Source organism: Anaerocolumna chitinilytica, from assembly GCF_014218355.1.
Taxonomy (GTDB): Bacteria; Bacillota; Clostridia; order Lachnospirales; family Lachnospiraceae; genus Anaerocolumna; species Anaerocolumna chitinilytica.
This window is the reverse complement of the sequence record NZ_AP023368.1, coordinates 440,576-463,360: the sequence shown is the minus strand read 5'-3', so window position 1 is coordinate 463,360 and position 22,785 is coordinate 440,576. Positions and strand designations below refer to the sequence as shown.

At 37.8% G+C, this 22,785-nt stretch carries 22 protein-coding genes; 1 reads left to right on the top strand and 21 read right to left on the bottom strand.

Annotation, left to right across the window (positions count from 1 at the left end):
* Positions 1-29: 29 nt before the first annotated feature.
* The 14 genes from bsdcttw_RS02065 to bsdcttw_RS02000 all read right to left on the bottom strand — a co-directional run bounded on the left by bsdcttw_RS02065 (position 30) and on the right by bsdcttw_RS02000 (position 13,255).
* Positions 30-926 carry a glycosyltransferase gene (locus bsdcttw_RS02065; RefSeq protein ID WP_185257796.1) on the bottom strand — a complete coding sequence of 299 codons (897 nt, stop codon included), beginning with the start codon at positions 924-926 and terminating at the stop codon, positions 30-32.
* On the bottom strand, positions 923-1,948 hold the full coding sequence (locus tag bsdcttw_RS02060) for a polysaccharide pyruvyl transferase family protein (RefSeq protein ID WP_197979819.1): 1,026 nt from the start codon (positions 1,946-1,948) through the stop codon (positions 923-925). Before bsdcttw_RS02060 ends, bsdcttw_RS02065 begins: the two co-directional genes overlap by 4 nt.
* Before the next feature lie 10 nt (positions 1,949-1,958).
* Positions 1,959-3,041: a glycosyltransferase family 1 protein gene (locus tag bsdcttw_RS02055; protein ID WP_185257795.1), complete on the bottom strand. Its 1,083-nt coding sequence runs from the start codon at positions 3,039-3,041 to the stop codon at positions 1,959-1,961.
* Entirely contained in the window at positions 3,038-3,547 is a 510-nt protein-coding gene (locus tag bsdcttw_RS02050) for a glycosyltransferase (RefSeq protein ID WP_185257794.1), read from the bottom strand. Before bsdcttw_RS02050 ends, bsdcttw_RS02055 begins: the two co-directional genes overlap by 4 nt.
* Before the next feature lie 12 nt (positions 3,548-3,559).
* Positions 3,560-4,030, bottom strand: coding sequence for a PssD/Cps14F family polysaccharide biosynthesis glycosyltransferase (gene pssD, locus bsdcttw_RS02045; protein WP_185257793.1), 471 nt, complete (start codon positions 4,028-4,030; stop codon positions 3,560-3,562).
* A 775-nt stretch (positions 4,031-4,805) separates the two neighbouring features.
* Positions 4,806-6,221, bottom strand: a complete 1,416-nt coding sequence (locus bsdcttw_RS02040) for a sugar transferase (RefSeq protein WP_185257792.1) — start codon at positions 6,219-6,221, stop codon at positions 4,806-4,808.
* Positions 6,222-6,351: 130 nt separating this feature from the next.
* Positions 6,352-6,540, bottom strand: coding sequence for a hypothetical protein (locus bsdcttw_RS02035; protein ID WP_185257791.1), 189 nt, complete (start codon positions 6,538-6,540; stop codon positions 6,352-6,354).
* Positions 6,541-6,897: 357 nt separating this feature from the next.
* The gene (locus bsdcttw_RS02030; protein WP_185257790.1) at positions 6,898-7,602 is read right to left on the bottom strand and encodes a CpsD/CapB family tyrosine-protein kinase; all 705 of its coding nucleotides are present in this window, start codon (positions 7,600-7,602) and stop codon (positions 6,898-6,900) included.
* A 7-nt stretch (positions 7,603-7,609) separates the two neighbouring features.
* Positions 7,610-8,380 carry a YveK family protein gene (locus tag bsdcttw_RS02025; RefSeq protein ID WP_185257789.1) on the bottom strand — a complete coding sequence of 257 codons (771 nt, stop codon included), beginning with the start codon at positions 8,378-8,380 and terminating at the stop codon, positions 7,610-7,612.
* Between the two features lie 11 nt (positions 8,381-8,391).
* Complete coding sequence (locus bsdcttw_RS02020; protein ID WP_185257788.1) at positions 8,392-9,123, bottom strand: CpsB/CapC family capsule biosynthesis tyrosine phosphatase; 732 nt, start codon at positions 9,121-9,123, stop codon at positions 8,392-8,394.
* 11 nt (positions 9,124-9,134) lie between these two features.
* Positions 9,135-9,980: a hypothetical protein gene (locus bsdcttw_RS02015; RefSeq protein ID WP_185257787.1), complete on the bottom strand. Its 846-nt coding sequence runs from the start codon at positions 9,978-9,980 to the stop codon at positions 9,135-9,137.
* Positions 9,981-10,027: 47 nt separating this feature from the next.
* Positions 10,028-10,678, bottom strand: a complete 651-nt coding sequence (locus bsdcttw_RS02010; RefSeq protein ID WP_185257786.1) for a class D sortase — start codon at positions 10,676-10,678, stop codon at positions 10,028-10,030.
* On the bottom strand, positions 10,675-11,412 hold the full coding sequence (locus bsdcttw_RS02005) for a hypothetical protein (protein WP_185257785.1): 738 nt from the start codon (positions 11,410-11,412) through the stop codon (positions 10,675-10,677). Before bsdcttw_RS02005 ends, bsdcttw_RS02010 begins: the two co-directional genes overlap by 4 nt.
* A 97-nt stretch (positions 11,413-11,509) precedes the next feature.
* Positions 11,510-13,255 (bottom strand): Ig-like domain-containing protein, encoded by a 1,746-nt coding sequence (locus bsdcttw_RS02000; RefSeq protein ID WP_185257784.1) that lies wholly within the window; start codon positions 13,253-13,255, stop codon positions 11,510-11,512.
* A gap of 486 nt (positions 13,256-13,741) precedes the next feature.
* On the opposite strand from bsdcttw_RS02000, the gene bsdcttw_RS01995 reads away from it, so the two are divergent.
* Positions 13,742-15,238 carry a helix-turn-helix domain-containing protein gene (locus bsdcttw_RS01995; protein WP_185257783.1) on the top strand — a complete coding sequence of 499 codons (1,497 nt, stop codon included), beginning with the start codon at positions 13,742-13,744 and terminating at the stop codon, positions 15,236-15,238.
* Between the two features lie 15 nt (positions 15,239-15,253).
* On the opposite strand, the gene bsdcttw_RS01990 is transcribed toward bsdcttw_RS01995, so the two are convergent.
* The 7 genes from bsdcttw_RS01990 to prfB all read right to left on the bottom strand — a co-directional run bounded on the left by bsdcttw_RS01990 (position 15,254) and on the right by prfB (position 22,773).
* Positions 15,254-15,877: a formate/nitrite transporter family protein gene (locus bsdcttw_RS01990; protein ID WP_185257782.1), complete on the bottom strand. Its 624-nt coding sequence runs from the start codon at positions 15,875-15,877 to the stop codon at positions 15,254-15,256.
* A 330-nt stretch (positions 15,878-16,207) separates the two neighbouring features.
* Positions 16,208-17,494, bottom strand: coding sequence for an aspartate kinase (locus tag bsdcttw_RS01985; protein WP_185257781.1), 1,287 nt, complete (start codon positions 17,492-17,494; stop codon positions 16,208-16,210).
* A gap of 101 nt (positions 17,495-17,595) precedes the next feature.
* Positions 17,596-18,801 (bottom strand): cofactor-independent phosphoglycerate mutase, encoded by a 1,206-nt coding sequence (locus bsdcttw_RS01980; protein ID WP_185257780.1) that lies wholly within the window; start codon positions 18,799-18,801, stop codon positions 17,596-17,598.
* A 138-nt stretch (positions 18,802-18,939) separates the two neighbouring features.
* Positions 18,940-20,157, bottom strand: coding sequence for a homoserine dehydrogenase (locus bsdcttw_RS01975; RefSeq protein ID WP_185257779.1), 1,218 nt, complete (start codon positions 20,155-20,157; stop codon positions 18,940-18,942).
* A 207-nt stretch (positions 20,158-20,364) separates the two neighbouring features.
* Positions 20,365-20,805, bottom strand: coding sequence for an ACT domain-containing protein (locus bsdcttw_RS01970; protein WP_185257778.1), 441 nt, complete (start codon positions 20,803-20,805; stop codon positions 20,365-20,367).
* Positions 20,806-21,108: 303 nt separating this feature from the next.
* Positions 21,109-21,618: a chemotaxis protein CheW gene (locus bsdcttw_RS01965; RefSeq protein ID WP_185257777.1), complete on the bottom strand. Its 510-nt coding sequence runs from the start codon at positions 21,616-21,618 to the stop codon at positions 21,109-21,111.
* A 35-nt stretch (positions 21,619-21,653) separates the two neighbouring features.
* A protein-coding gene (gene prfB / locus bsdcttw_RS01960) for a peptide chain release factor 2 (RefSeq protein ID WP_185259661.1) occupies positions 21,654-22,773 on the bottom strand; the annotation gives its coding sequence in 2 pieces (ribosomal slippage) (positions 21,654-22,697 and positions 22,699-22,773; 1,119 coding nt in all).
* Positions 22,774-22,785: the final 12 nt, after the last annotated feature.

Here is a 22,785-nt window from a genome sequence, read left to right as displayed (position 1 = left end):
ATGTGTGCAGTTTTTCATGATATTTTCATTTATAAATAATTTAATATAATTCTTATATAAAAGGATCGAAGAGCTCTCTGATTGCAACTTCTTATTTTTTTGTTATTCAACAATAAATATTTACTTTTGATTGATTTTTTGTAATTACTTATTTGTCTTAAGAATTTTTCTGTTTCAACATTATTAATAGTAACTTGTGCTAATAATTCAGTTGCTACGTTAGACATTGATACATTCTTATTCTTATCCCACCGTCTGACCGTGGTAAGTAATTTCGAAAATACCTTCTTTTTCTCTTTTGCAATAACATTATTTGAGTGAAATCTATAGCTAAAGTGAGGTTCGATATCCCAATATACTCTTCCCATTTGCAGCGCATATAGCATAACAATTAAATCATGCATTGGTATTGTTGTAATATGTAAATTACATATATATTCTTTTAATTTTTTTGAAAAAACCATTGCACAGCCTTGTGTGACACCTGATACAAATAATGTTTCAATACTTATTACCGGATATTCTTTCCTTCTCTTTTTTTCAAAAATGTTATTATTAGCGTCAATGCTACGACAATTGCATGTATACAAATGCACATCATCATTTAAATAACCAGTTGCAATTTCAAGTTTATCTTTGTCCCATATATCATCTTGATCACAAAAAGCGTAGTAATCAAATTCTCCAGGAACATATTTTAACAAATCCCAAAAACTCATTGCAGGGCCTTTATTAATTCCTTGTATAAGAATTATTTTTATTTTTTTTTCCCATTTCTGTATAATATTAATGGTATTATCAGTACTTCTATCATCACGAATATATACAGTGATTGAATCAACAACTGTCTGCTCAGACAAACTTTGCATCTGCAGATTAAGAAATGCTTCTCCATTATATGTAGACATTAAAACCGCAATTTTCACAATATTCCCTCATCAACTAATATTTTAGCAAGAAAATGTATTTGTTCATTTTGCTTACTGGCCAAGTCTTGAACTTGAATAGGTTTATTATCTATGTTTTTAACTCCAACATTTTCAAATAAGGCTTTTCTTGGACTTTCTGAAAAAAGTATTGCCTTATTCCCAAATGATAATGTTGGAATGCATGCATGAACCCTATCCGAATATACTTCGTCTGCATTCCTATAGAGCATCAAATAATCCAGTGGATAATCTGATACTAATTCACCATTTTTCACCAATTTAGTAATCTTTGAATAAGGAAATGGTTTATGATTGGAAAAAATAATATTCTTTCCCCTCTTTTCTAGGTTTTTAATAACTTTGTTCTTAATGTGTTTGTGCTTAGGTTCTTCAATATTAACTACAACATATGATTCCGGATTAGTCTTTACTCTAGGGATATTTAATAAATTAACAAAAAATACATTATCTATGCCATTATAAGTATATTTAGCTAAATTTTTATAATTGTTGTAAGCAATAGAATCTCTAGTCATAATAGCTAATGGTTTTAATTTTTCCAAATATTTACTAACTACATTTACTTCATAATCAGTATAGAAATTTCCACTTACCCCCATAAAAATAAGTTTACATCCTTCTTTACTTTTTTCTTCCAATAGTTTTCCATATATAGTAAAAAACGGAACTGTCAGTACACACCCAGGAATCACCATGAAATCAAGATCTACAATTTTTGCAATTGATTGCACATCTAGAGTACTTATTGCCTGATATGTTTTATCATGAAATTTACTTGCAAATTTTTGCATAAGATTTACCCAAACCCAATTCACAAATAAATTTTCTTTTAATATAAACGATTTACCCATTGATGCAGCAAAATTAGCACATTGACTTATTTTCACAAGTTCATAATTAACAGGCATTGCCCTTTTTAATACTGCTTCGGCTCCTAAATCAATAAATCCATTACCTATATTATTAAAATACACCGAGGTAAATAAACCAATATTCATAAAAATCTCCTTATCCAATATATATCTGCTTTAATCTCTTGGCAGATTCTATTATATCAAATCCACAAGTTATTACTTTATCTCTTGTAATTTTTGCACTCAACTCTCTATTGTTATTTTTAGCCATATCAATAATTTTTTTAGCCCAATTTTCTGGTAATTCACCCAAAGATAAAAACTCAACATTTTCTGTCAGCGCGCACTCTTTTGATATCTTGTCTGACAATAGACATGGAAGGCCATTAATTTGCCATTCTATAACAACCAAAGGCACTCCTTCAAACAGGGAGGGAAGAATCATTCCATCCATTGCATTTAAATAATCTGAAATCAAATCCGTTGTTCCAGTAAATATTACTCCAATATTCGCTGCCTTTTGTTCTATCTCACTTTTTAACGGACCATCTCCAATCATATAAAGTTTTGCATCTGGCTCCATTTTTCTGATCTCTCTATATATTTCAACCAAAAAGTCATGGTTCTTTTGCGGATAAAATCCCCCCACATGACCTATGGCTATACCCCCATTTATTGATAATTTTTTGCGAAAAGCTCTTTGCTTCTCCTGGTTAAAAGAAAAATAGTCTATATTTCTTCCATTTTTTAAAACTTCGAAATTTCTATTCGGAAATAACCAATTCCCAGCTTCTGTTCCACATGATATAGCTTTTGTGCAAAAGCGGTAAAATAATGGTCTTAACATTTTATCTGCTTTAACTTGATCACATTTAGTATTATGAGAATGTGCAATTCTTATTTTACAACCACCTAGATATGATGCAATCATCTCTATAGCCATAGTCCCACTATTTCCATGAACATGTACAACATCAGTTTTTTTTCTTCTTATAAACATTGATAGCTCAATTGCATATTTAAAGGTGTGTGTTCTTCTATTAGGAAAGTCGACTATTGTACATCCTAACTCTTCAATCTGTTTTCTTAAATTTGGTTTAGAGTCTATTGTTGCTGCGACATATATCTTCAATCCAGAAAGATCCATCGCTTGCAAATATGAAATGATTACGCTTGTTATTCCATCATATATTAAACCCACTGTACTAATAATCAAAATATTTTTGTTATCCGTCATTTTCTTTTTTCCTTAAACATATCGTTTACTATCATCTCTAGCTCTTCACAGAACTTTTTATTATTGCTAGAACTACCACCATGCATATCTTCAACAATTTCATCGAAGTTCTTTATTACATCCCCCAACTTATCTACATCGACCACACTAATAATGGTTCCCATCCTCTTTGCAACTTCCTGCGTAAATTCAACTTGATGATCATTGACATGTTCATCATACTTCTTCTGCCTAGGAACTACAATCGGTATTTTTCCTACTTGTAACGGCATAATAAAACTAGACGGTCCACCATGAGTAATTATTATTCTTGCCTCATCTACAAACTTTGCCATCTGCTGAAATGGATACAATTTCTGCCACGTACAATATTTGGGCTCGTATGTACTATATCCAGTTTGAATTACAACTTCTTCTTCTATCATTCCATCTCGCTTCATACTATCTATATATTCAATTAGCCGATTAAAAGGTTGTTCATGTGTACCTACTGTGACAAAAATCATTTTTCCACCGCCTTAAAATATACTTCCTAGATTCACCGCTTTCGGATATACCTTTTTCATTTCTTCCCACTCAACAATAAACATATCTACAATTGGATATACCAGCTTTCCAGTCATAGTTGGTTTATCAATTCTATCAAAAACTTCTATGTAGATTAGTTTTGCTCCAAATAATTTTCCAATATAAAAAAATGGGATTGCAGGCGCAGCACCTGAAGATATAATAAGATTAGGTCTCTCTTTGAGGATAACCTTCAATGCTCTAACTGTATTGATTATGAGAGCCTTGATACTACGATTGCTTGGGTAATAACATGGATACATCTCTTCACCTTGCAGAAGACTTCTAGCATCTTCCTTATCAAATGTAACCCAAAATCGCTCTTTATCTTTCCAAAATGGTTTCAACATATATAAATGTGTGAGGTGTCCACCTGAGGAACCAACCAGGCATAATTTTAACTTTTTTTTATTGTTATTCATTAGTCCTATACTCCCGCTCAATATTTAATGTTGCGCAACTCTCAAAGATCTTCACCGCTTTATAGATTGGAACTCTTTCAGATGCGGAAATTTTCTCCCTTACTTTTCACCGTCTGCTCTTTGATAACCCAGCATTTCCACTGGAGTTCTTTAATTCATACTCCCTTTCATTTTTACAGCAATACCGGTTTACGGAATTTTCCTGTCAGACTAAGCTGCTCCCGTTTTACGTTGGATGTATCCCATCCTAACTGCACACTTCCGCTTCGCCTTGATAACACCAATTATTCATGGTACCTATTCGGATGCTTCTACAGCTACTTAAAGAACATCAAGCTGATTATGAATCATGGATATGATTTCACTAAATGCTTTACATTAATCCTTGCCGGAGAACTGTATCTGAATAATATCCTAGAAAAGCTGTTCATGAAGCCTAAAAAAGCGAATTACGGTTTGTTACACCTACGAAAACCTGAATGATTATGAAATCACTGACTACATCATCTACAATCTTTCTACTGAGCTACCAGCTAATCATCGAAGATGCTACCCTAAGTGCAGTTCATGGCTACTGCCAGGGAAACCCCCGCCTGATTAATAACCTAATGACGGATGCTCTTTCTTTAGTCGCTACTGGACAAGAAAGTTATTGATACTGATGTAATTATTGCTGATATTTATGCACATGCTCTTAATTAAATCAACTGAATAATTAACAGATAGTCTACGACAGAGTTTCGTTGTTATCGCAGCTACGGTATATTATTGCTAATTATCTCGACCCTCTCCCAAACACCACAACTCCAATCGTTTTAAATATCAACTTCACATCCAACCCAATATTCCAATTATCAATATACTCCAGATCCAACCTCACAACCTCTTCAAAGTCCTGTATATCACTTCTCCCACTAACCTGCCAGAGTCCAGTTAACCCCGGTCTTAAGTTCAGCCTCCTCTTATGTCTCGCCTCATACTGCACGAATTCATCCTGTGTAGGCGGTCTTGTTCCCACCAGACTCATATCTCCCTTTAAGACATTCAGAAACTGGGGGAACTCATCCAGACTTGTCTTGCGTATGAACTTACCAACCTTTGTAATACGGGGATCATCTGTCATCTTGAACATCAATCCCTGCATTTCATTCTGCTCCATCAGCTCCTTCTTACGCTCTTCTGCATCGATATACATAGAGCGGAATTTGTATATCTTGAATTTTCTGCCGTTCTTGCCCACACGAACCTGAGAGAAGAATACAGGTCCCTTCGAATCTATCTTAATGGCCGGGGCTAGAAAGAGCGTAATAATTGCAGTAATTAGTAATCCGACAAGACCTCCTGCTATGTCTATGATTCTCTTTAAGATTTCCTGCTTCGGGTCGAAGATACCGGTGGAGAAGGTTATTACCTGATGTCCGGCAAAGGTCTCAAGGGATTTCTCCTTGAAGCGAAACATTGGATTAACTTCGATATTAGCATGTACAATAACGCCCATCTTCTCAAACTCATAGATTGCATCGTTCATATTAAAATCATATCGATAGGGAAGGTTAATGAACACCTCGTCCACTACATTCAATCTGGCTATCTCAATAAGATTAGTGCTGCTGCCAAGAACCAGAATCCCCTCAATCTTCTCACCTATCATATCTTTATCTACAATGGCAATGTTGCTAAGCTGTATTGACCATTCATGTTCATTCCGTATTCGTTTAATAACATCAGAAGCCCTGTCTGAAGTGGTAATCAACAGAACCTTATTACTGGAAATGCTTTTTTTATAATATGCAAGCATGTATACCTTCAGGTAACTTCTAAGTACATATGTTATCAGATAATTGATAATAAAAAAGATTCCCACAAATAATCTTGAGAAGCTTCCACCTTGCTTTGTCACATACAGATAGATTACCAGGACTGCAAGCAGCATCAATTGATCCTTGAGAATGGCGATGCCTTCTTCTCCGAAACCCCTCTGAAAGATAGTCATTCGCTTATTATCTGCTTCAAATATTACAACGTAAGTCAGCAGTAAGACAAACAACGTACTGCCATACAGATTCGTCATGTAATCCGGACTTAATTTACTGTACCGAATAAAAACCGCTAGTATAAATGCTATTAAAAGACCTGTCAAATCAACTACAAATAGTACTAAATCTCCCACATTCTTTTTCTTGCTTCCCATATGTACCCCAGCCTCTTAAGTATATGCATAAAAAAATAAAGGATACAGTAGTAATGCCGGATCGCATCCACCACATATATCCAGTTAATTTGCTTCTATGTCTTACATTCTATATCCCCCATCACTATGCCTATGTATGCTTTAATATCTCCTGGTCCTTCTTCTTATCGTATAGATGATATTTCTTGGATAATCGTCTGCACAATACCAGTGCTATAATCAATCCAGTAATAAGAAGTAAGAGTAATAAAATATTAATACCGTCCATCTGAAGCTGATTTTCTGCTATAGCTAATAAGAATACCAATCCCTGTCTCATACAACTTCTCTCCCCTATAGGTGCTTATCCTATTTCTTGATGATCAAAGCTGACAATATTGAGATATATAAGCATAATACATAATCCTTTACCGGTTATATGGTAAACTCATTATATTCTTAATTCCAAATATTGTCAATTCAATGGTTTTGTGTTTACAAAAATTCTGCAATATGTATACTTTATAATCAAAATAAAATCTCTTTTTGAATATAATGTTCATACAAAATATTGTTCACATAGTTTGTGAATAGGGTTTACTGCTTTACTATGATATATTATAGCTGTATAAGATTCTTTATCAACCTGTGACAGGAAATGTGACGGACTTTTTTCCTATATCCTTTTTTATTTTTATCAGTTATCATTACCGTATGTGCCATAATATTTGCCATAGTACTTACCGTAATATTTTCCGTAATATCCCTTCTTCTCCAATTGCACTTTATTGAGTATTGCTCCTAATATTCTGCAATTCGACTTCTCCAGCTGAGCTTTTACATCCTTCGCAAAGCGATAGCTTATAGCATTGCTTTCTATTACAAGAACCGCTCCGTCGGATATCTTCGCAACCAGTGCGCTGTCAATAACAGAACCCAGTGGCGGTGTATCAATTAATACATAATCGTATACTTCCCGCAGCATTCCCACCATATCATGAAATCTCTGATGTTCCAGAAGTTCTGCCGGATTCGGTCCGAAAGTTCCTGCAAATATCACATCCATATTCTCGATGTCTGTCTCAAGCATTACTTCATCCAATTCATTCTGGCCGGATAGGTAATGAGTCAATCCGTACTCCACCGCTCCTACTTTATAGCGGCCTACCATAACAGATTTTCTGAGGTCGGCATCTATTAATATTACTTTCTTCCCCATTTGCGCAAAAGATACCGCCAGATTAAAAGAAACACTGGACTTTCCTTCATTGGGTGTACAGCTGGTAAAGGTTATTACCTTAATATCACTTCCACAGAACTGAATATTGGTTCTTAAGGTCTTATACGCTTCATTGGCTCTATAATCAAGTTCTGCTCTTTTCTCAAATTTAATCTTGTTCATTTTCAACCTAACCCCTTCCTGCCTTCTTTCTATTCCCCTTCTTCAACTGCCTTCTTCTCTTTCTCTTATCAAGCTCCATCTGTTTCTGTGCGCCGGTCTCTATAGGAATTAATCCAAGAGTATGTAAGCCAAGATATTTCTCAATATCTTCTGAATCCTTAATGGTATCATCTAACAAATAGAGAACAACAATAATTCCACCGGACAGCAGAATACCAATCAATGCTCCGATAATTGTATTCTTCTTTATATTGGGACTGGAGGGATTCGGCTGCAGATAACCTTCTTCCACAACGGTCGGTTGCGAGGTATCCATGATCTTAGCAATTCGGGTAGTAGATACAGTTGCAAATTCATCAACGATACGCTTCGCCAGATAAGGGTCCGGATAATCGGCTGTTATCTCAAGGATACGGGTATTCGCTGGGTTATCGATAGTAATTACATTTAACATATCTTCATAGGTCATATTTAATTCCAGGTTGTCAATGACTTGTGTTACTACCGGTCTGCTCTTAACCAGGACCATGTAATCCTGGGTAAGCTGGGTACCAAGCTGTAAATCCTGCAGCGCAAGGCTGGTAAGGGAAGTGGATTTATTTAAGATATATAGCTTCGTGGTAGAGGTGTAGATAGGTGTTAGTAAAAAGCTGCTTATAAGTCCCGCACAAACTGCCGTAAGAATACCGGATAGTATAATTATCCAGATACGTGCCCGAATCAGGTGGAATAGTTCCAGTAAATCAATTTCAATCTCGTCGTTGGTATTTTGTTCCATTGTGGTGCTCCTCATAAGTATTTATTTTCGATAATTTTGCCGGGGTTATCAAGAAACAGTTCCTTGGCATATTGGGAGTCTGTAAGTTTCTCCACAATCTGATAGGCTTTTTGCATTTCTGGAGCTCTGGTATCATTATTATGGCAGTCAGTTGCTATAAAATGAATGAGCCGATTCTTAATCAGTCTTCTATGCTGCGCAGTACGCTTATTAAGAAAACTGCCAAGGAGGCTATCAGCATTCATCTGAATATATACCCCCAGCTCTCTTATCTCCTGTATCAATTCTTCGTCTTCCATCAGACACTGATATCTTTCAACATGGGCAAGAATAGGTGCATAACCTGCCAGAACAAATTCTCTTAAGCCCTGATAAAGAGTGTTGTACTTCACACCTACGGAGAATTCTATCAGTACATATCTGCTTTCTGCCAGTGTGAGTGCTTCTCCTCTAACTACTGCCTCTAATATTGCTTCTCTATAATACAACTCATTGCCCAGATATAGTTTTATATCCGCGGACAGTTCATCGGCTTCTTTTTGAACCTTTTCAAGTACTTCCTTTAATTGTAAAGGATTTTTTTCTCTCTTACCGGTGCCATAATGCGGTGTGGCAATTATTGTCTGTATTCCTTGTTCCTTTGCCTGAAGAAGCATCTTCCTGGTTACTTCCATTGTGGAAGCACCATCGTCTACCTCCGGCAGTATATGAGTATGGATATCCATAAAAATACTTGTATTCATCTTTAAAACCCCTAAGATTTACTTATATTGTTTTTCATATGCTCAGTCAGCAGAAATAAAAGAATTGCTGCTATACTTCCAAGTCCCGCCAGATATAGGTAAACCTTGATATCCCAGCTGAAATAGTTACGTAAAAATGTATTGTAATACTTTGGCTGGACTGTAACTTTGTTATATATCTTTAGCAAGAGTAAAGCAATTGCCGCCCCACCGGTCAGTACACTGGCTGTAATAACACTGTAATTTATATAGCGGATTGCTCTGTGTTTATATTTGTGCATTCGAAATAGCAGAAAGCTAATAAGAAGTATTAAGCCTATTATGACAGGTAGTATAAAAGTTACTATTCGAATACTGCTGTATTTCAACCGGCTGATGGAATTAATAAAGTCAAACTGTATTCCTCTTCGATATTCCTGAATAATTCTTTCCGTAAGCTCTTTTGTCCCTGCCTCCAAATCCTTTGTTACTTCTATATTTTGCTGTTCAAGGTAATCTCCTATATTTGCTTCCAGTGTGGCTTTTAATTTGTCCGTCTTATAGGAGGGTCCTTTTCCCGCCAGTACATCCTCTACATAATATTTTCCGCCAATGTATACTCGTTGCAATGTAATTGCATCCTTTAATATACTTTCCGGTAACCCGGCCTCCTTAAGAATGGATTCCGACCGGTCATAGATGATGGAATATGTCTCATTGTAGAAATTGCTTTCATTTACCTTCGCTTTTATTACTTTGTCATTAAAGGCTCCGCTGAACAATCCCGCTATGAATAAGAGAAGTAATAACATAATTGCCAGCAGGAAGGAAAATACCGAGCTTATGAGGTTTTGTAACCGGTCTGTATTATGTTTCATCCGATGTTCTCCTTCAAACATGTAACGAATCAGCAGATATTCTTCTGCTAATCCTTCTGTCCATCTGTTTTGTCGCAATATACAAAAAACCTTTGATTCCTATCACCAATTAGCTTACCAAAAGGATAACAGGTATATAAGATCAGCTGCTCCTTTTCGCCTATTAAAGAATATGCGGTTGTATCCGAGGCCTCTGCCACCTTGGTTTCTGTAACTTTATAGGTAAATATCCCGTAATTGGTTTGGATTTCAATGGTATCACCTGCCGCAATCTTCTCCAGAGGCTTAAAGTAAATGGAATCATGTCCTCCTATCAGTATAGGTCTTCCCTCTCCCGGCAATCCGCTGGCTATGTACTGCCCTGCACCCTTTTCCAGTAACTCATCACTGTCACCATAATAAAGCGGTACCTTCATATCAATATTTTGACATAGGATATTACCATAATGAGCCCCATATTCGGGTATCTGTATATCTTTGATATTAAACTGCTTATCCGCAGTGAATAAATCTGTGAATTCACTATTATATTCGTTGGAATAGCTTGGAGCACCTTTTTCAATTAACATATTCATATTCGCTCTTGCCATTGCAAGAAGAGGTCTTCCGCCGGCATAAGAAAGTGCGGAAATAGCCAGTATAAAAATCACCGGATGCAGAAGATACTGCATCATTTTCTTATTCTTTCTCTTGCTCAAGATTTCTGTTCCTCCTGTCGGAAAAACCGGAATTTCAATGTAATGATTATGCTTATAACAAGCATTATTAGCAAGCCGATTCCAATAATGAAAGCTGTGGTTAAATCATATCCGGTATTCTTTATGACCGTGTTAACTACAACTATACTGTTATTCTTCTCATTCTTTACGGTTACTTTATTTTTATCCTGATCGGTCTTAGTTACTGTGACCGGTTGTTTTCTGATTTCATTAAGGATGACTTTATCATCCTTTTTATCTTTGTTATCGTTGTCTGAATCATTCTCCTTTGTTCCAGTTGCCTTATCCGGCTGCTTCGTATCGCCGGAAGACTTACCGGAATCCTTCCCATCGCCTACAGTATCTGTACTGCTGCCATTCCCGGAATCTGTTGACCCAGTATCTGTATCTCCCTCTATTGCCGGTACAAGATATCCTTCTGATATGCCTTGCCCAACATTGGAAAACATTGTTGCAATAGCTTCGTCTTTCTGCTCTGCTGTCAGATCAATTCCATCTTGATTCAGATAGCTGCTCAGCTGTTGGATAAAGGTCGGATCTACTTTATACTTCTCCCCGTTTAATTCAAATACCCCCTGTGCCGCACTGACTACCGCCGCTTCGTTTGCATTCAGATCACCAGCCTGCACCATCTTAACATTCACGAAGAATGAAAACAGGATGCCAAGAGCAATGATATATTTCGTTCTATTTGTCAAGTAAGTCTTTGGCACTATATACTCTCCCTTAAACAAGAAAATGTACACCAAGCAGGCCGCTTAAAATGCGTCCTGCCCGGTATACTGTTTTATAAAATATTGTAATTACATCTTAATAATAAGTTACTGTAAAAGTAGGAACTGTGTTAGAAGTTGAGTTTGTAACTTTAAATACCAAAGTCTTATTGTCACTCAGCTTAGATAACTCATAAGTACCAGCCTGTCCAACAATAGTTATAACTGCATCACCTGATCCCTGAGGGGTAACTGTTACGGTGTATTCTCTGTTATTTAAGTCTCCGCCTTTAAAGGTTACATGCTTTACACCTGAACCTGCAGTACCTGTAATTTCAGCAGTGGTAGTATTATCAATTTTATAACTTAATGATCCAATACTATTCCATAAAGAAATGGTTCCATTGCTGTTGTTCAGCAGACTAACCAGTTCATTCAGCATTGCCTTACTTACTGTATAAGGCTTATCATAGCTGACAACTACACTTTCAAGGCTTGTATAAGCAACCGGAAGAGTATAATTATAACCGCCGGTAATAGCACTGCCGGTTACTGTTGCAGTCTTTAAGATAGGTGTTGAACCACCAGTTGATCCGCCTGTAGTAGTTCCGCCTGTATAGCCCTCACCGGTAACTTCTTTTGTTGTCGCATTGGCACCTGTACCAACGGTAACAGTAATCTTTACATCACCTGTAATGGTAGGAATAGCTGCTTCTGTTGCAGCTGCTACGGTTGACTTCTCAGCACCTTTTAACAGATTTAATGCTACGGGAGCATTAGCCTGTAATGCAAGGGGAAGAGATGAGGTTACCTTTGCTTTTTCTGCATTAGCAACTACAGGAATCGGTGCGGTAGAAGTTCCGCTAATTGTAAGTGTAACAGCTGTATCTACAACGACATTGCTTACAGCACCATTATTTACAAGAGTAAGAGTACCGGCACCGGCACTAACAGTAATTGCGGTGCTTCCGCTCTCTGCAACAACGATTCTTGCACTGGGTGCAGTAACTGTAAGTTTGTTTCCCTTAGCAGCTTCTGTCCAGGTGGATGCTTTAATTGCTTTTATTTCGATGTTCTTAAATACTCCGCTGTTCTCAACATCTGCCTTGGGTGCATCTACTACTAATTTCTGAGCAGTATATTTGCCAGCTGCGATCTTAAAGGTATCAGCAGCATCAGTCTTTAATGTAATAAGTGCTGCTCCGCTGCCTAACAGGCTGTTAAGTTCTTTCTGTGTTGTAACGGTACCCGCTTTATCAGTTACCTGAACTACCACCTTAACGCTCTTGCCGCTTAAGGTCTTTGCTGTTACGGTTGCTTTACCAGTCTTTACTGCTGTTAATTTGCCTTTGGCATCTACTTTTAAGACTTTGCTGTTGCTGCTTGTCCAGCTAACTAAGTCATTGGATGTTGCAGGCTTTAATGTAGTCTTTAAGCTGTATACCTGTCCCTCATTCAGAGCAGTAACTTTGTTACTTACAGCAACAGAAGTTGCAGGGGTTCTAACTGTTATCTTAGCGGATAACGGGTATGTAGACTTAGAAGTCTTTACCGTACAGGTAATGGTTACAGAACCTTTTGTCTTACCAACGATAAGTCCATTCTTATTAACGGTTGCAATCTTAGCATTGCTGGATTTCCATGTGTAGGAAGCTCCTTTAACCTGATTGTTTACATCCAGGTCAAGTTTCTTACCAACTAGTACGGAAGCTGTTGCTTTTGATAATGCAGGTTTTGCTGCTGCTTCTGCGGTATTAGTAATACCAACTAAAGACAGAACCATAGCGAGAACCAAAAGCTTAGCAAGCATGCTCTTCAACATAGTTGCGCTCTTTCTCATCATTTCGACACTCCTTTTTTGTAATATAACCCTTTTTTATGTCCATCGGCAGAACATATTCTCCCGCAAATGGCAAAACTTAATTATTAAAACAATTATTAATATTATATACTTATAATCTAATATGGCAATGTGTGACAAAATATGTGACAGGTTTTTCTTGACATTACAAATCTATACATTATAATTTAACTTGATGGTACTAATAGACTATATACTTGTTTTTATTTTTGTTTTACAAATTTATCTACAGCCAAAAACAAACATATAATCTTTTAATCTCTCATTTTTTACTGTTACTCCCCTGTTCAGAACCTCATACTTCGTTTACCATCCTTTGCTGAATCTCCGGGTAATAACAATTAACATATAAGATTGAATGCTTTTCAGCTTACAAATTACTATATGAAAAGGACCGCTAGCATTCTCAACTGTGATGAATCAAGCTATTCTTCAATAATTAGCTAAGCGAATGAAAGGATACGACCAATGAGCCAATTCAGTAAAACCTTAAAAAGCTTTGTGGGCACATCTAACTTATCTATACAGGCCTTGTCTAAAAATAGTGGAGTGGATAGAAGTTTTATCCATCATATTCTGACCGGAAAGCGTATTCCGTCAGATAGGGCCGTATTAGAAAATATTATGAGAGCCCTGGCTTTGACTCCTTCCCAGGCAGACGAAATTAGGTCTTTATATAACATGGAGAAAATTGGAGAGAGTCTGTTCAAACGGAATACGCTCATAAAAGAGCTCCTTGAAAACTTAGTTGGCTTTGACACCACTCCGCCACATATCCCGTCATACTATAAGCATGATTTTACTCATTATCCGGCAGCTACAATGCTCACCGGAACTTTACATATTAACACGGTTGTAAAAGCCGTCCTGGAAGAGGAATCCTCCAAATCACAGGGATTCGTGAAATTGATTATACAGCCGGATTATAAATTCCTGAATGATATACTGCTTACTCTGGGGAATTCAGGCAGCCCCTTGCAGATTGAGCATGTCTTCTGCCTACAGAATGATCTAAAAGAGGATAGTGAGAATTTATATAATATCACGGCATTTCAGTCTGTTTTACCTTTATTACTGTCCTGCCCCCATTATGAGTCCTATGTGTATTACGACAATATCGGTTCTAAATTCAATTCCACCACCCTTTTTCCTTACTTAATTATAACCTCTGATATCGTTATCGCATTAACGGCAGATTATCAGAATGCAGCTCTTTATATTGATGAGGATTTTTATGATGTTTACAGTGATCTTTTCAATAATGTTTTAAGAAGAAGCTCTGCGTTAGCAAAAAAAATAATTGATCCAATGGATTTTTATATGCAGTACTCCGTTTATGAATCCGGCGCCAGCGAAAGAAAAGAAGGCCTGACTTTTACGTCTTCCTTGTTTTCACAGCCTCGCCTGGAATATTTCCTGACTGACGATATATTAAAAAGATATATAATTGACTTTCCCAGAAAAGATGAAATACTGAAGTTAATGATAAACAGAAATCATTATTATGATGAGAAGCTTCGTTCCGGATATGAATGCACATCTTACTTTACAACTGAGGGATTGGATGCTTTCTGGAATACAGGGCTTATTGCTGAAATACCAGCTCAATTCTACCATCCCCTTGCTAAAGAAGATTGCCTTATCTTGTTAAAGAAATTATACGATAGTATTCTTCTCAAATCCTATAAAGCATGTATTATAAACACTCGTAAATTACGTATATCGGAGAAGTTTATAATATCAGCTATGAATGAAGTAAATGTATTTTTAATGTATAAACATCCGACGAATGGAACGTTTCACTTGGAAATTAATGAGCCAAGTATATCTATGTCCTTCTACCAATTCCTGACTCTTCTAGGAGATAGTGATATGATATACACGGAAGAAGAAACAAAAAGCATTCTGCTTCAGAAGATTGATGAATATGAGAATGAATTATGTAAAAGAAAGAGGGAGGCATAAAGCCTCCCTTTTTTACTATTCTTGATGTTCTTTATCACTGGCTACTTTTGAAGCTAATGGCAATAGGCATCCGCCGACAAGATTTCCAAGAGCGATTACATTAATATATAGAAACGCCTTGCCGCCCCAGGCATTTGCAAAGGAAAAATAGAACATATCCGCAATACTATGCTCATAACCTGAAAGAATAAAGACCATGACCGGCAGAATCAATGCCAGATATTTTCCCACACCATCTTTGATATTCGTAAATCCAAGTACTGCTATACACATTAACAGTCCGCACATAACTGCCATGATAAAAGTACTGAATAGATTATCTGATAGCTTAAGTCCTACCAGTTCTACTGCATGCTCTAAGTATTGGGATTGTTTCGTAGCCCGGAGGAGATAGCCACAGGCTGCTGTACCTACTGCATTCCCCAGGTATACTAACAATACCGTACCAAGAAATTTAACAGGCTTGTTTAAGATCAAACATACCTTACCGGTAAATAAGTCCAATCCGAAGGTATAGATCGTAAATAATCCGATTGAGAATAAAAGAGCACCTACTACATGATTCTCTGCCCTTATGTATATCATTCCTCCAACGCTGATGGCAACTCCGCCCATAACCGCTCGTATAAAAGTCTTCACAATAACTCCTTTCGCAAATACATCATTCCTTATGTCATATTTTCTATTAACTGTATCTAAATGAAGGATAAGCTCTTCTTTGGTTTCTCATACCTCCACAGGACACAGACCAGTACTATTATAGCACATGTGTTTCGTATGATAATCCCCATTATACATAAATATTTATCAATAAGGCACCGAAGATTTATGAAATCTGTTCGTTTATTGCCGACATTTTCCCACAAAAAGGAAGTTCATTGGCTAAGGAAGGAAATATCTCCTTCCTCCGATTCAGAATCCCTAAAACCTTCGATGCCTTTCTATTACAAAACCATAAAAATCAACTATTTACCGTAACTGTTTCTCAATCAGACGCCCATGTATAGCTCTGATGGCTTTTAAGGTATCTTCTTCATTGACCAGCACAGTAATTCGCAGCTCAGATGCATAAATCATCTCGATTGTAATACCTGCTTCATAAAGAGCTTCAAACATACTTACCGCAATTGAAGGATTCGACATCATTCCTGCTCCGACTGCAGATACTTTCGCAATGTTATCTTCTATTCCTATCTCCACTGTCTGTGTACTTTCTTCACTGTATTTTTTCAGTGTATCGGCGGTTTCTTTCAATCGGTCTCTAGGAACTGTAAAGCTGATATCTGTGGTATTATCACTTCCCGGTGACATTAGAACCGAATCGGCTCCGATATGCTGTTCTGATAATTTCAAGAAAATCTTATACATTTCCTTTGTTGTCTCTTTGATGCCTTTTAATTGAATTCTGGCTGTGTTCTTATCCGCTGTTACACCACTGACAAGCATTTCCTCCATTGTGGTACTCTCAAGGCTCTGTGTTATGCTTATCATTCCTCTTTCCAAGACACCTGTAACATCCTTTCTGCCGGTCCAGTCACAGACTCTTGTACCTTCTATATCCTGAAAGCTTGATTTCACTATAATTTCCACTCCAAAGCGCTTCGCCAGCTCCACAGAACGGTTATGAAGTACCCCTGCTCCCAGGGTAGCTAACTCCAGCATCTCATCGTAGGTAATTTCCTTTAATTTAACGGCTGTGGGCACTAGTCTGGGGTCTGCTGTGTATACCCCGTCCACATCGGTATAGATTTCGCAAACATCTGCTTTTAAGACTGCCGCCAGCGCTACTGCTGTTGTATCTGAACCGCCGCGCCCCAGAGTTGTATAATCCCCTTCTTCACTTATACCCTGAAAACCGGCTACAATTACAATCTTCCTCTGAGCCAGAGCTTCTTCCATTCTGGCCGTATCAATCCGCTCAATTCTTGCATTTCCATAGGCTCTGGTGGTGTAGATTCCTGCCTGAAATGCATGAAAAGAAATGGCCGGGACTCCCATCGATTCCAGAGCCATGGCCATTAACGCTACAGATACCTGCTCCCCTGTGGTGAGCAGCATATCGATTTCTCTTTTAGGTGCATTGGGGTTTATCTCTTCTGCTTGTGTTAAAAGTACATCGGTTTGCTTTCCCATAGCGGAAAGCACCACCACTATATCGTTGCCTTTGTGATATTCTTCGGCACATATCCCGGCTACATGCAGTATCCGTTCCTTATCGGCTACTGACGTCCCACCGAACTTTTTAACAATAAGCATATAATGCCTCCTTTTATACTCATAAAAGGCTTTCAATGCTCCTGCACAGAAATTAATTATTCTATACCAACGTCTTCTGGTTAACTGTAAGTATATTAAAACTATTGCATTTCAAATAATTTCAATATCATTTCATATCCGTTTTCCACCAGATTTCCGCTGCCAATAGCAGCCTCTTCCGTGTATTCCCAGGAGTTATCAAGCTTTTTAGTACTGTCATAGAGTACGAAGGGAACAGGATTTCCTGTATGGGTGCGCAAATGAATCGGTGTCGGATGGTCAGGCATTATTAACATTCTGTAATCCACCCCTTGTTTATCAAGCTGTTCTTTTACTATCCCTATTACCCTTTTATCTAAATACTCTATTGCTTTTATTTTATTCACAGTACTGCCTTGATGACCCATCTCATCGGGGGCTTCTATATGAATATATACAAAATCTTGATTATTTTCTGTAAGTTCTTTTACTGCTGCCAGCGCCTTGCCTTCATAATTGGTGTGAAGGGTTCCATCGGCTCCTTCCACTTCTACTACCTGCATCTTTGCGCCAACGGCAATTCCTTTTAATAAATCAACTGCAGATATCATTGAACCTTTTTTCCCGAACTTTTCTTCAAAGGCGGTAAGGGAAGGCTTCGTGCCGGCTCCCCAGAACCAAATGGAATTGGCTTTATGTAAGCCCTTTTTTGCTCTTTCTAAATTAAGGGGATGATTATTCAGGATATCAAAGCTCTTTTCCATCATCTCTCTTAAAGCTTTTTCTTCCGGAAGATATTCTCCGATTGCTTTTCCCAAAATATCATGGGGAGGTGTTAATTCTACAACCTCTCCTTTATCCCATATCGTCAGATGACGATAGCTGGTTCCAAGGTAATACTTATATATATCTGTTTCCAAGGCCTTTTTCACTGCCTCTAATAACACAGCTGCATCCTCTGTGGTTATTTCACTGGAGCTGTGATCAATAATAGTCCTATTGGAATACGCAGTATCTTCTTCTGACAGGGTAACGATATTGCAGCGCAGGGCAATATCCGTAGCTTTCATATCCACTCCGATGCTTAATGCTTCAAGGGGTGACCGACCCGTGTAATTTTCTCTTGGGTCATATCCAAGGACGGACAGGTTGGCGGTATCACTTCCTGGCTTCATCCCAGCAGGGACCGTCTTTGCAAGACCGATTTCAGACATCTTTGCAAGTTCATCCAGATAGGGAGTATGTGCGTAAGCCAATGGTGTTTTACCGCCAAGCTCTTCCAAGGGTTCATCTGCCATTCCATCACCAAGTACAATCACGTATTTCATAAAGCCTTCTTTCCCGGAATTCTTCTTTCCGCTGACACTCTTACTTCATTTATCAACTTATATGTGTTTTTCTTAGATTCTGTTAACAGTTAATGAAATGATAACTGCGCTGTTATCCCAATTACTTAAGAATACTTTTTAAAACATAATGCGTATACGATTTAATGTTTTTCCGATTCTTTCTGCTTTCTCCTCATAAAGGGCTTCACTTAGAAATTCAGTAATAAATGCATAATCAGAATCTCTGCCCTCAGCTTTTATTTCTTCAATCTCCCCGAAAGTCTCCTGTATTAGTTCTTTTGTCTTATCATCGCAATCTGCTATCCGTACAAAGAAACGATGCTCCACAGCCTTAATATCTGTTAATTCAAGCTTTCTGCTGCTCCAAAAGGTCATAATATTCGTACCGATATGCTTTGCAGCATCTACAACATCTGCTACAACAGCGCTGGCAGTGGGAAGCTTTCCGGCTCCGCTTCCATAAAACATAACGTCTCCGATTACATTTCCTCTGACAAATATTCCGTTAAATACTCCGTTAACACTAAACAAAGGGTGAGTTGGTTTTATTAACATAGGTGCAACCATTGCATATACCCTGTTACCGACTTTTTTACTGGTAGCAAGGAGCTTAATACTTGCTCCCATAGTAGCAGCATATAACACATCAATATCTGAGATTTCCGTTATACCCTCAATATAGATATCCTCGAAATCCACCTGCATGCCAAAGGCCAAAGAAGAGAGAATTGCAATCTTTCTGCAGGCATCAAAACCTTCCACATCCGCTTTTGGATTACGCTCTGCATATCCCATAGCTTGTGCTTCCTTTAAGGCTGTATCAAAGTCTGCATTGTCTGAGCTCATCTTCGTTAAGATATAATTCGTGGTACCATTTAAGATACCTGTTATTTCTTCAATCTCATCTGCTGTCAAAGACTGATTCAAAGGACGGATAATTGGGATTCCCCCTCCTACACTGGCTTCAAAGAGGAAGTTTACCTTCTGTGCTTTCGATAACTCCAATAATTCAGCGCCATGCTTCGCCACCAGCTCTTTGTTGGAGGTGCAGACACTTTTTCCTTTCAGAATAGCTTCTTTCACAAAAGAATAGGCAGGCTCTACCCCTCCCATTACCTCTACAATGACTTTAACTTCAGGATCATTTACAATAATACTGTAATCATGAACAATTAGATTCTCAACAGGTTCTCCTTTAAAATCTCTTAAGTCCAATATATACTTCACATTAATATCATGACCACAGCGCTTGCTGATGCTTTCGCCATTCATATGCAAAACCTCAACTACTCCTGATCCCACTGTGCCATAACCTAAAATTGCTATATTTACCATGTAAAGCTCCTTTCTGTCAATCCATCTTATGATTTCATTCTGTCGGCTTTTCCAGTCTAGTCTGTGTTTCAAGTCTGTGTCGAGGATTTCGCAGGCACATACTTGCGCAGGAAAAATATCTTTTCTTTTTTCTTCGATATTCAAGTCTGTGCCGAGGATTTCGCAGGCACATACTTGCGTAGGAAAAATATCTTTACATTTTTTCTACTACTCTCTAGCCAGGATTTTCGTATAATGTATTCCTTCCAGAGCCTCAATGGCTTCAAAGATAATTGCTGTATCTTCGAACTGCCCCGGTATCTCTATACTTAAGGTCAGAGAAGCAATTCCATTTACGGGAATACTCTGATGAATGGTTAATATATTCACGCCATTCTTTGATACGCAATTTAATACGCTGGATAAGATACCTGGTTTATCGTCTATCTGCAGCATGAAGGTAATTGTTTTTCCCCTCGTATTCTCATGGAAAGGAAATATATCGTCTTTATATTTATAAAAAGAGCTTCTGCTGATACCAACTATATCCGCAGCTTCCTGAACGGTGACTACCTTCTCAGAATCTAAAAGCCTTTTTGCCTCCACTACTTTTAGAAGAACCTCCGGCACTGCTTTTTTCTTAACAATGAAGTATTTGCCTTCATCCATGGACGCCCCTCCTGTATTTTCATTTTCGTTTTGTATGTATACGAAATACAACTGTCTTTCACAGAAAGATATCTTACCATATTTTCCACTCATTTGCAACAGCTTTTGAATAAATTATCAATCTTAAGACAAATTATTCATTTTACAAGCTTTTTATCCACTCTTTTTATCCATTATGCACTGTAAATTGCTGTCTATACACTTTTCTTCCCCGTGACTGCAGATATCCTTAAGCCCTAATTGATTTTAGAAACAAAAAAAATCTCCAACCATAATTGATGGTTGGAGATACTTGATTTTATTCTATCTTGCCAATATACCTTCTATATTTTCCTGCTCATTTATGGAAAGTATTCCGTCATGATCTAAAAGTATGACCATTCTTCCGTTTAAATTAGCAACATTTCGAATATAGCTTGTGTTAATTCCCCTTACAATAGCAGGCGTCTCACTGATATTTTCAGGAGGTATCTCAATGATTTCCTTTACGCCATCCACTTCAAAAGCCATGAGTATTCCATTGGATTTTGTTATAATCAATCTGGAATCCTCAGTTACAGGTTTATCCGGTAAGCCAAACTTTCTTCTCAGCGAAAACACCGGAATTACATCACCTCTCAAATTCATAATACCATGAATATAGGAAGGTGCATTAGGAACGGGAATTAAATCTGTGAACTTTTCAATAGCATTTACAACCATTATATCCAGTCCGAATTCTTCATTATCCAAAGTAAAGATAACCTGTTTTGACAATAGACTTTGTTTCGTCTGCAGACTGCCATTCGCCTGCGTAGACTGTTTTGTAATCATTTTAGGTACCCCCTTTTCATTTGTATACCAATAGCTTAGTCTGATGGTTGGCCTATACTGGCCCACTTTAAATAAGCATTAATAAACGGATCTAAATTACCATCTAAAACACTGGCCGCATTTCCAATCTCCATGTTAGTCCGATGGTCTTTTACCAAAGTGTACGGCTGCATAACATAAGATCTTATCTGACTTCCCCAGCCAATTTCTTTTATTTCACCGCGAATTCCGGATTCCTTTTCCAGGTTTTCCTGCTGCTTCAAGAGATAAAGCTTCGCTTTCAGCATCTGCATCGCTTTGTCTTTGTTCTGGAACTGAGAACGTTCATTCTGGCATTGAACTACAATTCCGGTAGGAATATGCGTGATTCGGATAGCTGATGAGGTTTTGTTAACATGCTGACCACCGGCACCGCTGGAACGAAAAGTATCAATCCTTAAATCCCCTTCATCGATTTCAATTCCGGTATCCTCTTCAATATCAGGCATTACATCACAGGAGACGAAGGATGTCTGCCGTTTTCCTGCCGCATTAAAAGGTGATATACGAACCAGTCTGTGTACACCTCTTTCAGACTTTAAGTGACCGTAAGCATTCAGACCGTTTATCTGGAAAGTTACGGATTTTATACCGGCTTCTTCTCCATCCAGATAATCTATTACCTGAGTTTCAAAACCTTTCTTATCCGCCCACTTCTGGTACATACGGTAAAGCATACTCGCCCAGTCACAGCTTTCTGTCCCACCTGCTCCGGCATGAAGGGTCAATATGGCATTGTCCTTATCATACTCCCCTGAGAGAAGTGTATTCAGTCTCATCTCATCCAGGTCTTCCGTGAATTTATCAAGCTCGGCTTGTATTTCCGGTATTAAACTCCCATCTTCGGTCTCATAAGCCATCTCAAGGAGAGTCTCAATATCTTCATATTCTCTCTTCAGACCATTGTACTCATCTACAATATCCTTTAGATTCTTTAGTTCTTTTACATATCCCTGGGATTTCTCAGCACCGTCCCAAAAGTTCGGCTCTTCCATGATATGTTCTATCATATCGATACGCTCTAGCTTATTAGCCAGGTCAAAGTGAATCCCCCACTTCAAGTAATGGCTGTTTGTAAGTACTTAGCGTATATTTCATCTGGTCTAACTCAACCACTCTATCACCTCT

Excerpts from the sequence above, each read along its gene's own strand:
- bsdcttw_RS02060 (WP_197979819.1), bottom strand. The coding sequence starts at position 1,948 with ATGAATATTGGTTTATTTACCTCGGTGTATTTTAATAATATAGGTAAT.
- bsdcttw_RS02055 (WP_185257795.1), bottom strand. The coding sequence starts at position 3,041 with ATGACGGATAACAAAAATATTTTGATTATTAGTACAGTGGGTTTAATA.
- bsdcttw_RS02050 (WP_185257794.1), bottom strand. The coding sequence starts at position 3,547 with ATGATTTTTGTCACAGTAGGTACACATGAACAACCTTTTAATCGGCTA.
- pssD (WP_185257793.1), bottom strand. The coding sequence starts at position 4,030 with ATGAATAACAATAAAAAAAAGTTAAAATTATGCCTGGTTGGTTCCTCA.
- bsdcttw_RS02040 (WP_185257792.1), bottom strand. The coding sequence starts at position 6,221 with ATGGGAAGCAAGAAAAAGAATGTGGGAGATTTAGTACTATTTGTAGTT.
- bsdcttw_RS02035 (WP_185257791.1), bottom strand. The coding sequence starts at position 6,540 with ATGAGACAGGGATTGGTATTCTTATTAGCTATAGCAGAAAATCAGCTT.
- bsdcttw_RS02030 (WP_185257790.1), bottom strand. The coding sequence starts at position 7,602 with ATGAACAAGATTAAATTTGAGAAAAGAGCAGAACTTGATTATAGAGCC.
- bsdcttw_RS02025 (WP_185257789.1), bottom strand. The coding sequence starts at position 8,380 with ATGGAACAAAATACCAACGACGAGATTGAAATTGATTTACTGGAACTA.
- bsdcttw_RS02020 (WP_185257788.1), bottom strand. The coding sequence starts at position 9,123 with ATGAATACAAGTATTTTTATGGATATCCATACTCATATACTGCCGGAG.
- bsdcttw_RS02015 (WP_185257787.1), bottom strand. The coding sequence starts at position 9,980 with ATGAAACATAATACAGACCGGTTACAAAACCTCATAAGCTCGGTATTT.
- bsdcttw_RS02000 (WP_185257784.1), bottom strand. The coding sequence starts at position 13,255 with ATGATGAGAAAGAGCGCAACTATGTTGAAGAGCATGCTTGCTAAGCTT.
- bsdcttw_RS01995 (WP_185257783.1), top strand. The coding sequence starts at position 13,742 with ATGAGCCAATTCAGTAAAACCTTAAAAAGCTTTGTGGGCACATCTAAC.
- bsdcttw_RS01985 (WP_185257781.1), bottom strand. The coding sequence starts at position 17,494 with ATGCTTATTGTTAAAAAGTTCGGTGGGACGTCAGTAGCCGATAAGGAA.
- bsdcttw_RS01980 (WP_185257780.1), bottom strand. The coding sequence starts at position 18,801 with ATGAAATACGTGATTGTACTTGGTGATGGAATGGCAGATGAACCCTTG.
- bsdcttw_RS01975 (WP_185257779.1), bottom strand. The coding sequence starts at position 20,157 with ATGGTAAATATAGCAATTTTAGGTTATGGCACAGTGGGATCAGGAGTA.
- bsdcttw_RS01970 (WP_185257778.1), bottom strand. The coding sequence starts at position 20,805 with ATGGATGAAGGCAAATACTTCATTGTTAAGAAAAAAGCAGTGCCGGAG.
- bsdcttw_RS01965 (WP_185257777.1), bottom strand. The coding sequence starts at position 21,618 with ATGATTACAAAACAGTCTACGCAGGCGAATGGCAGTCTGCAGACGAAA.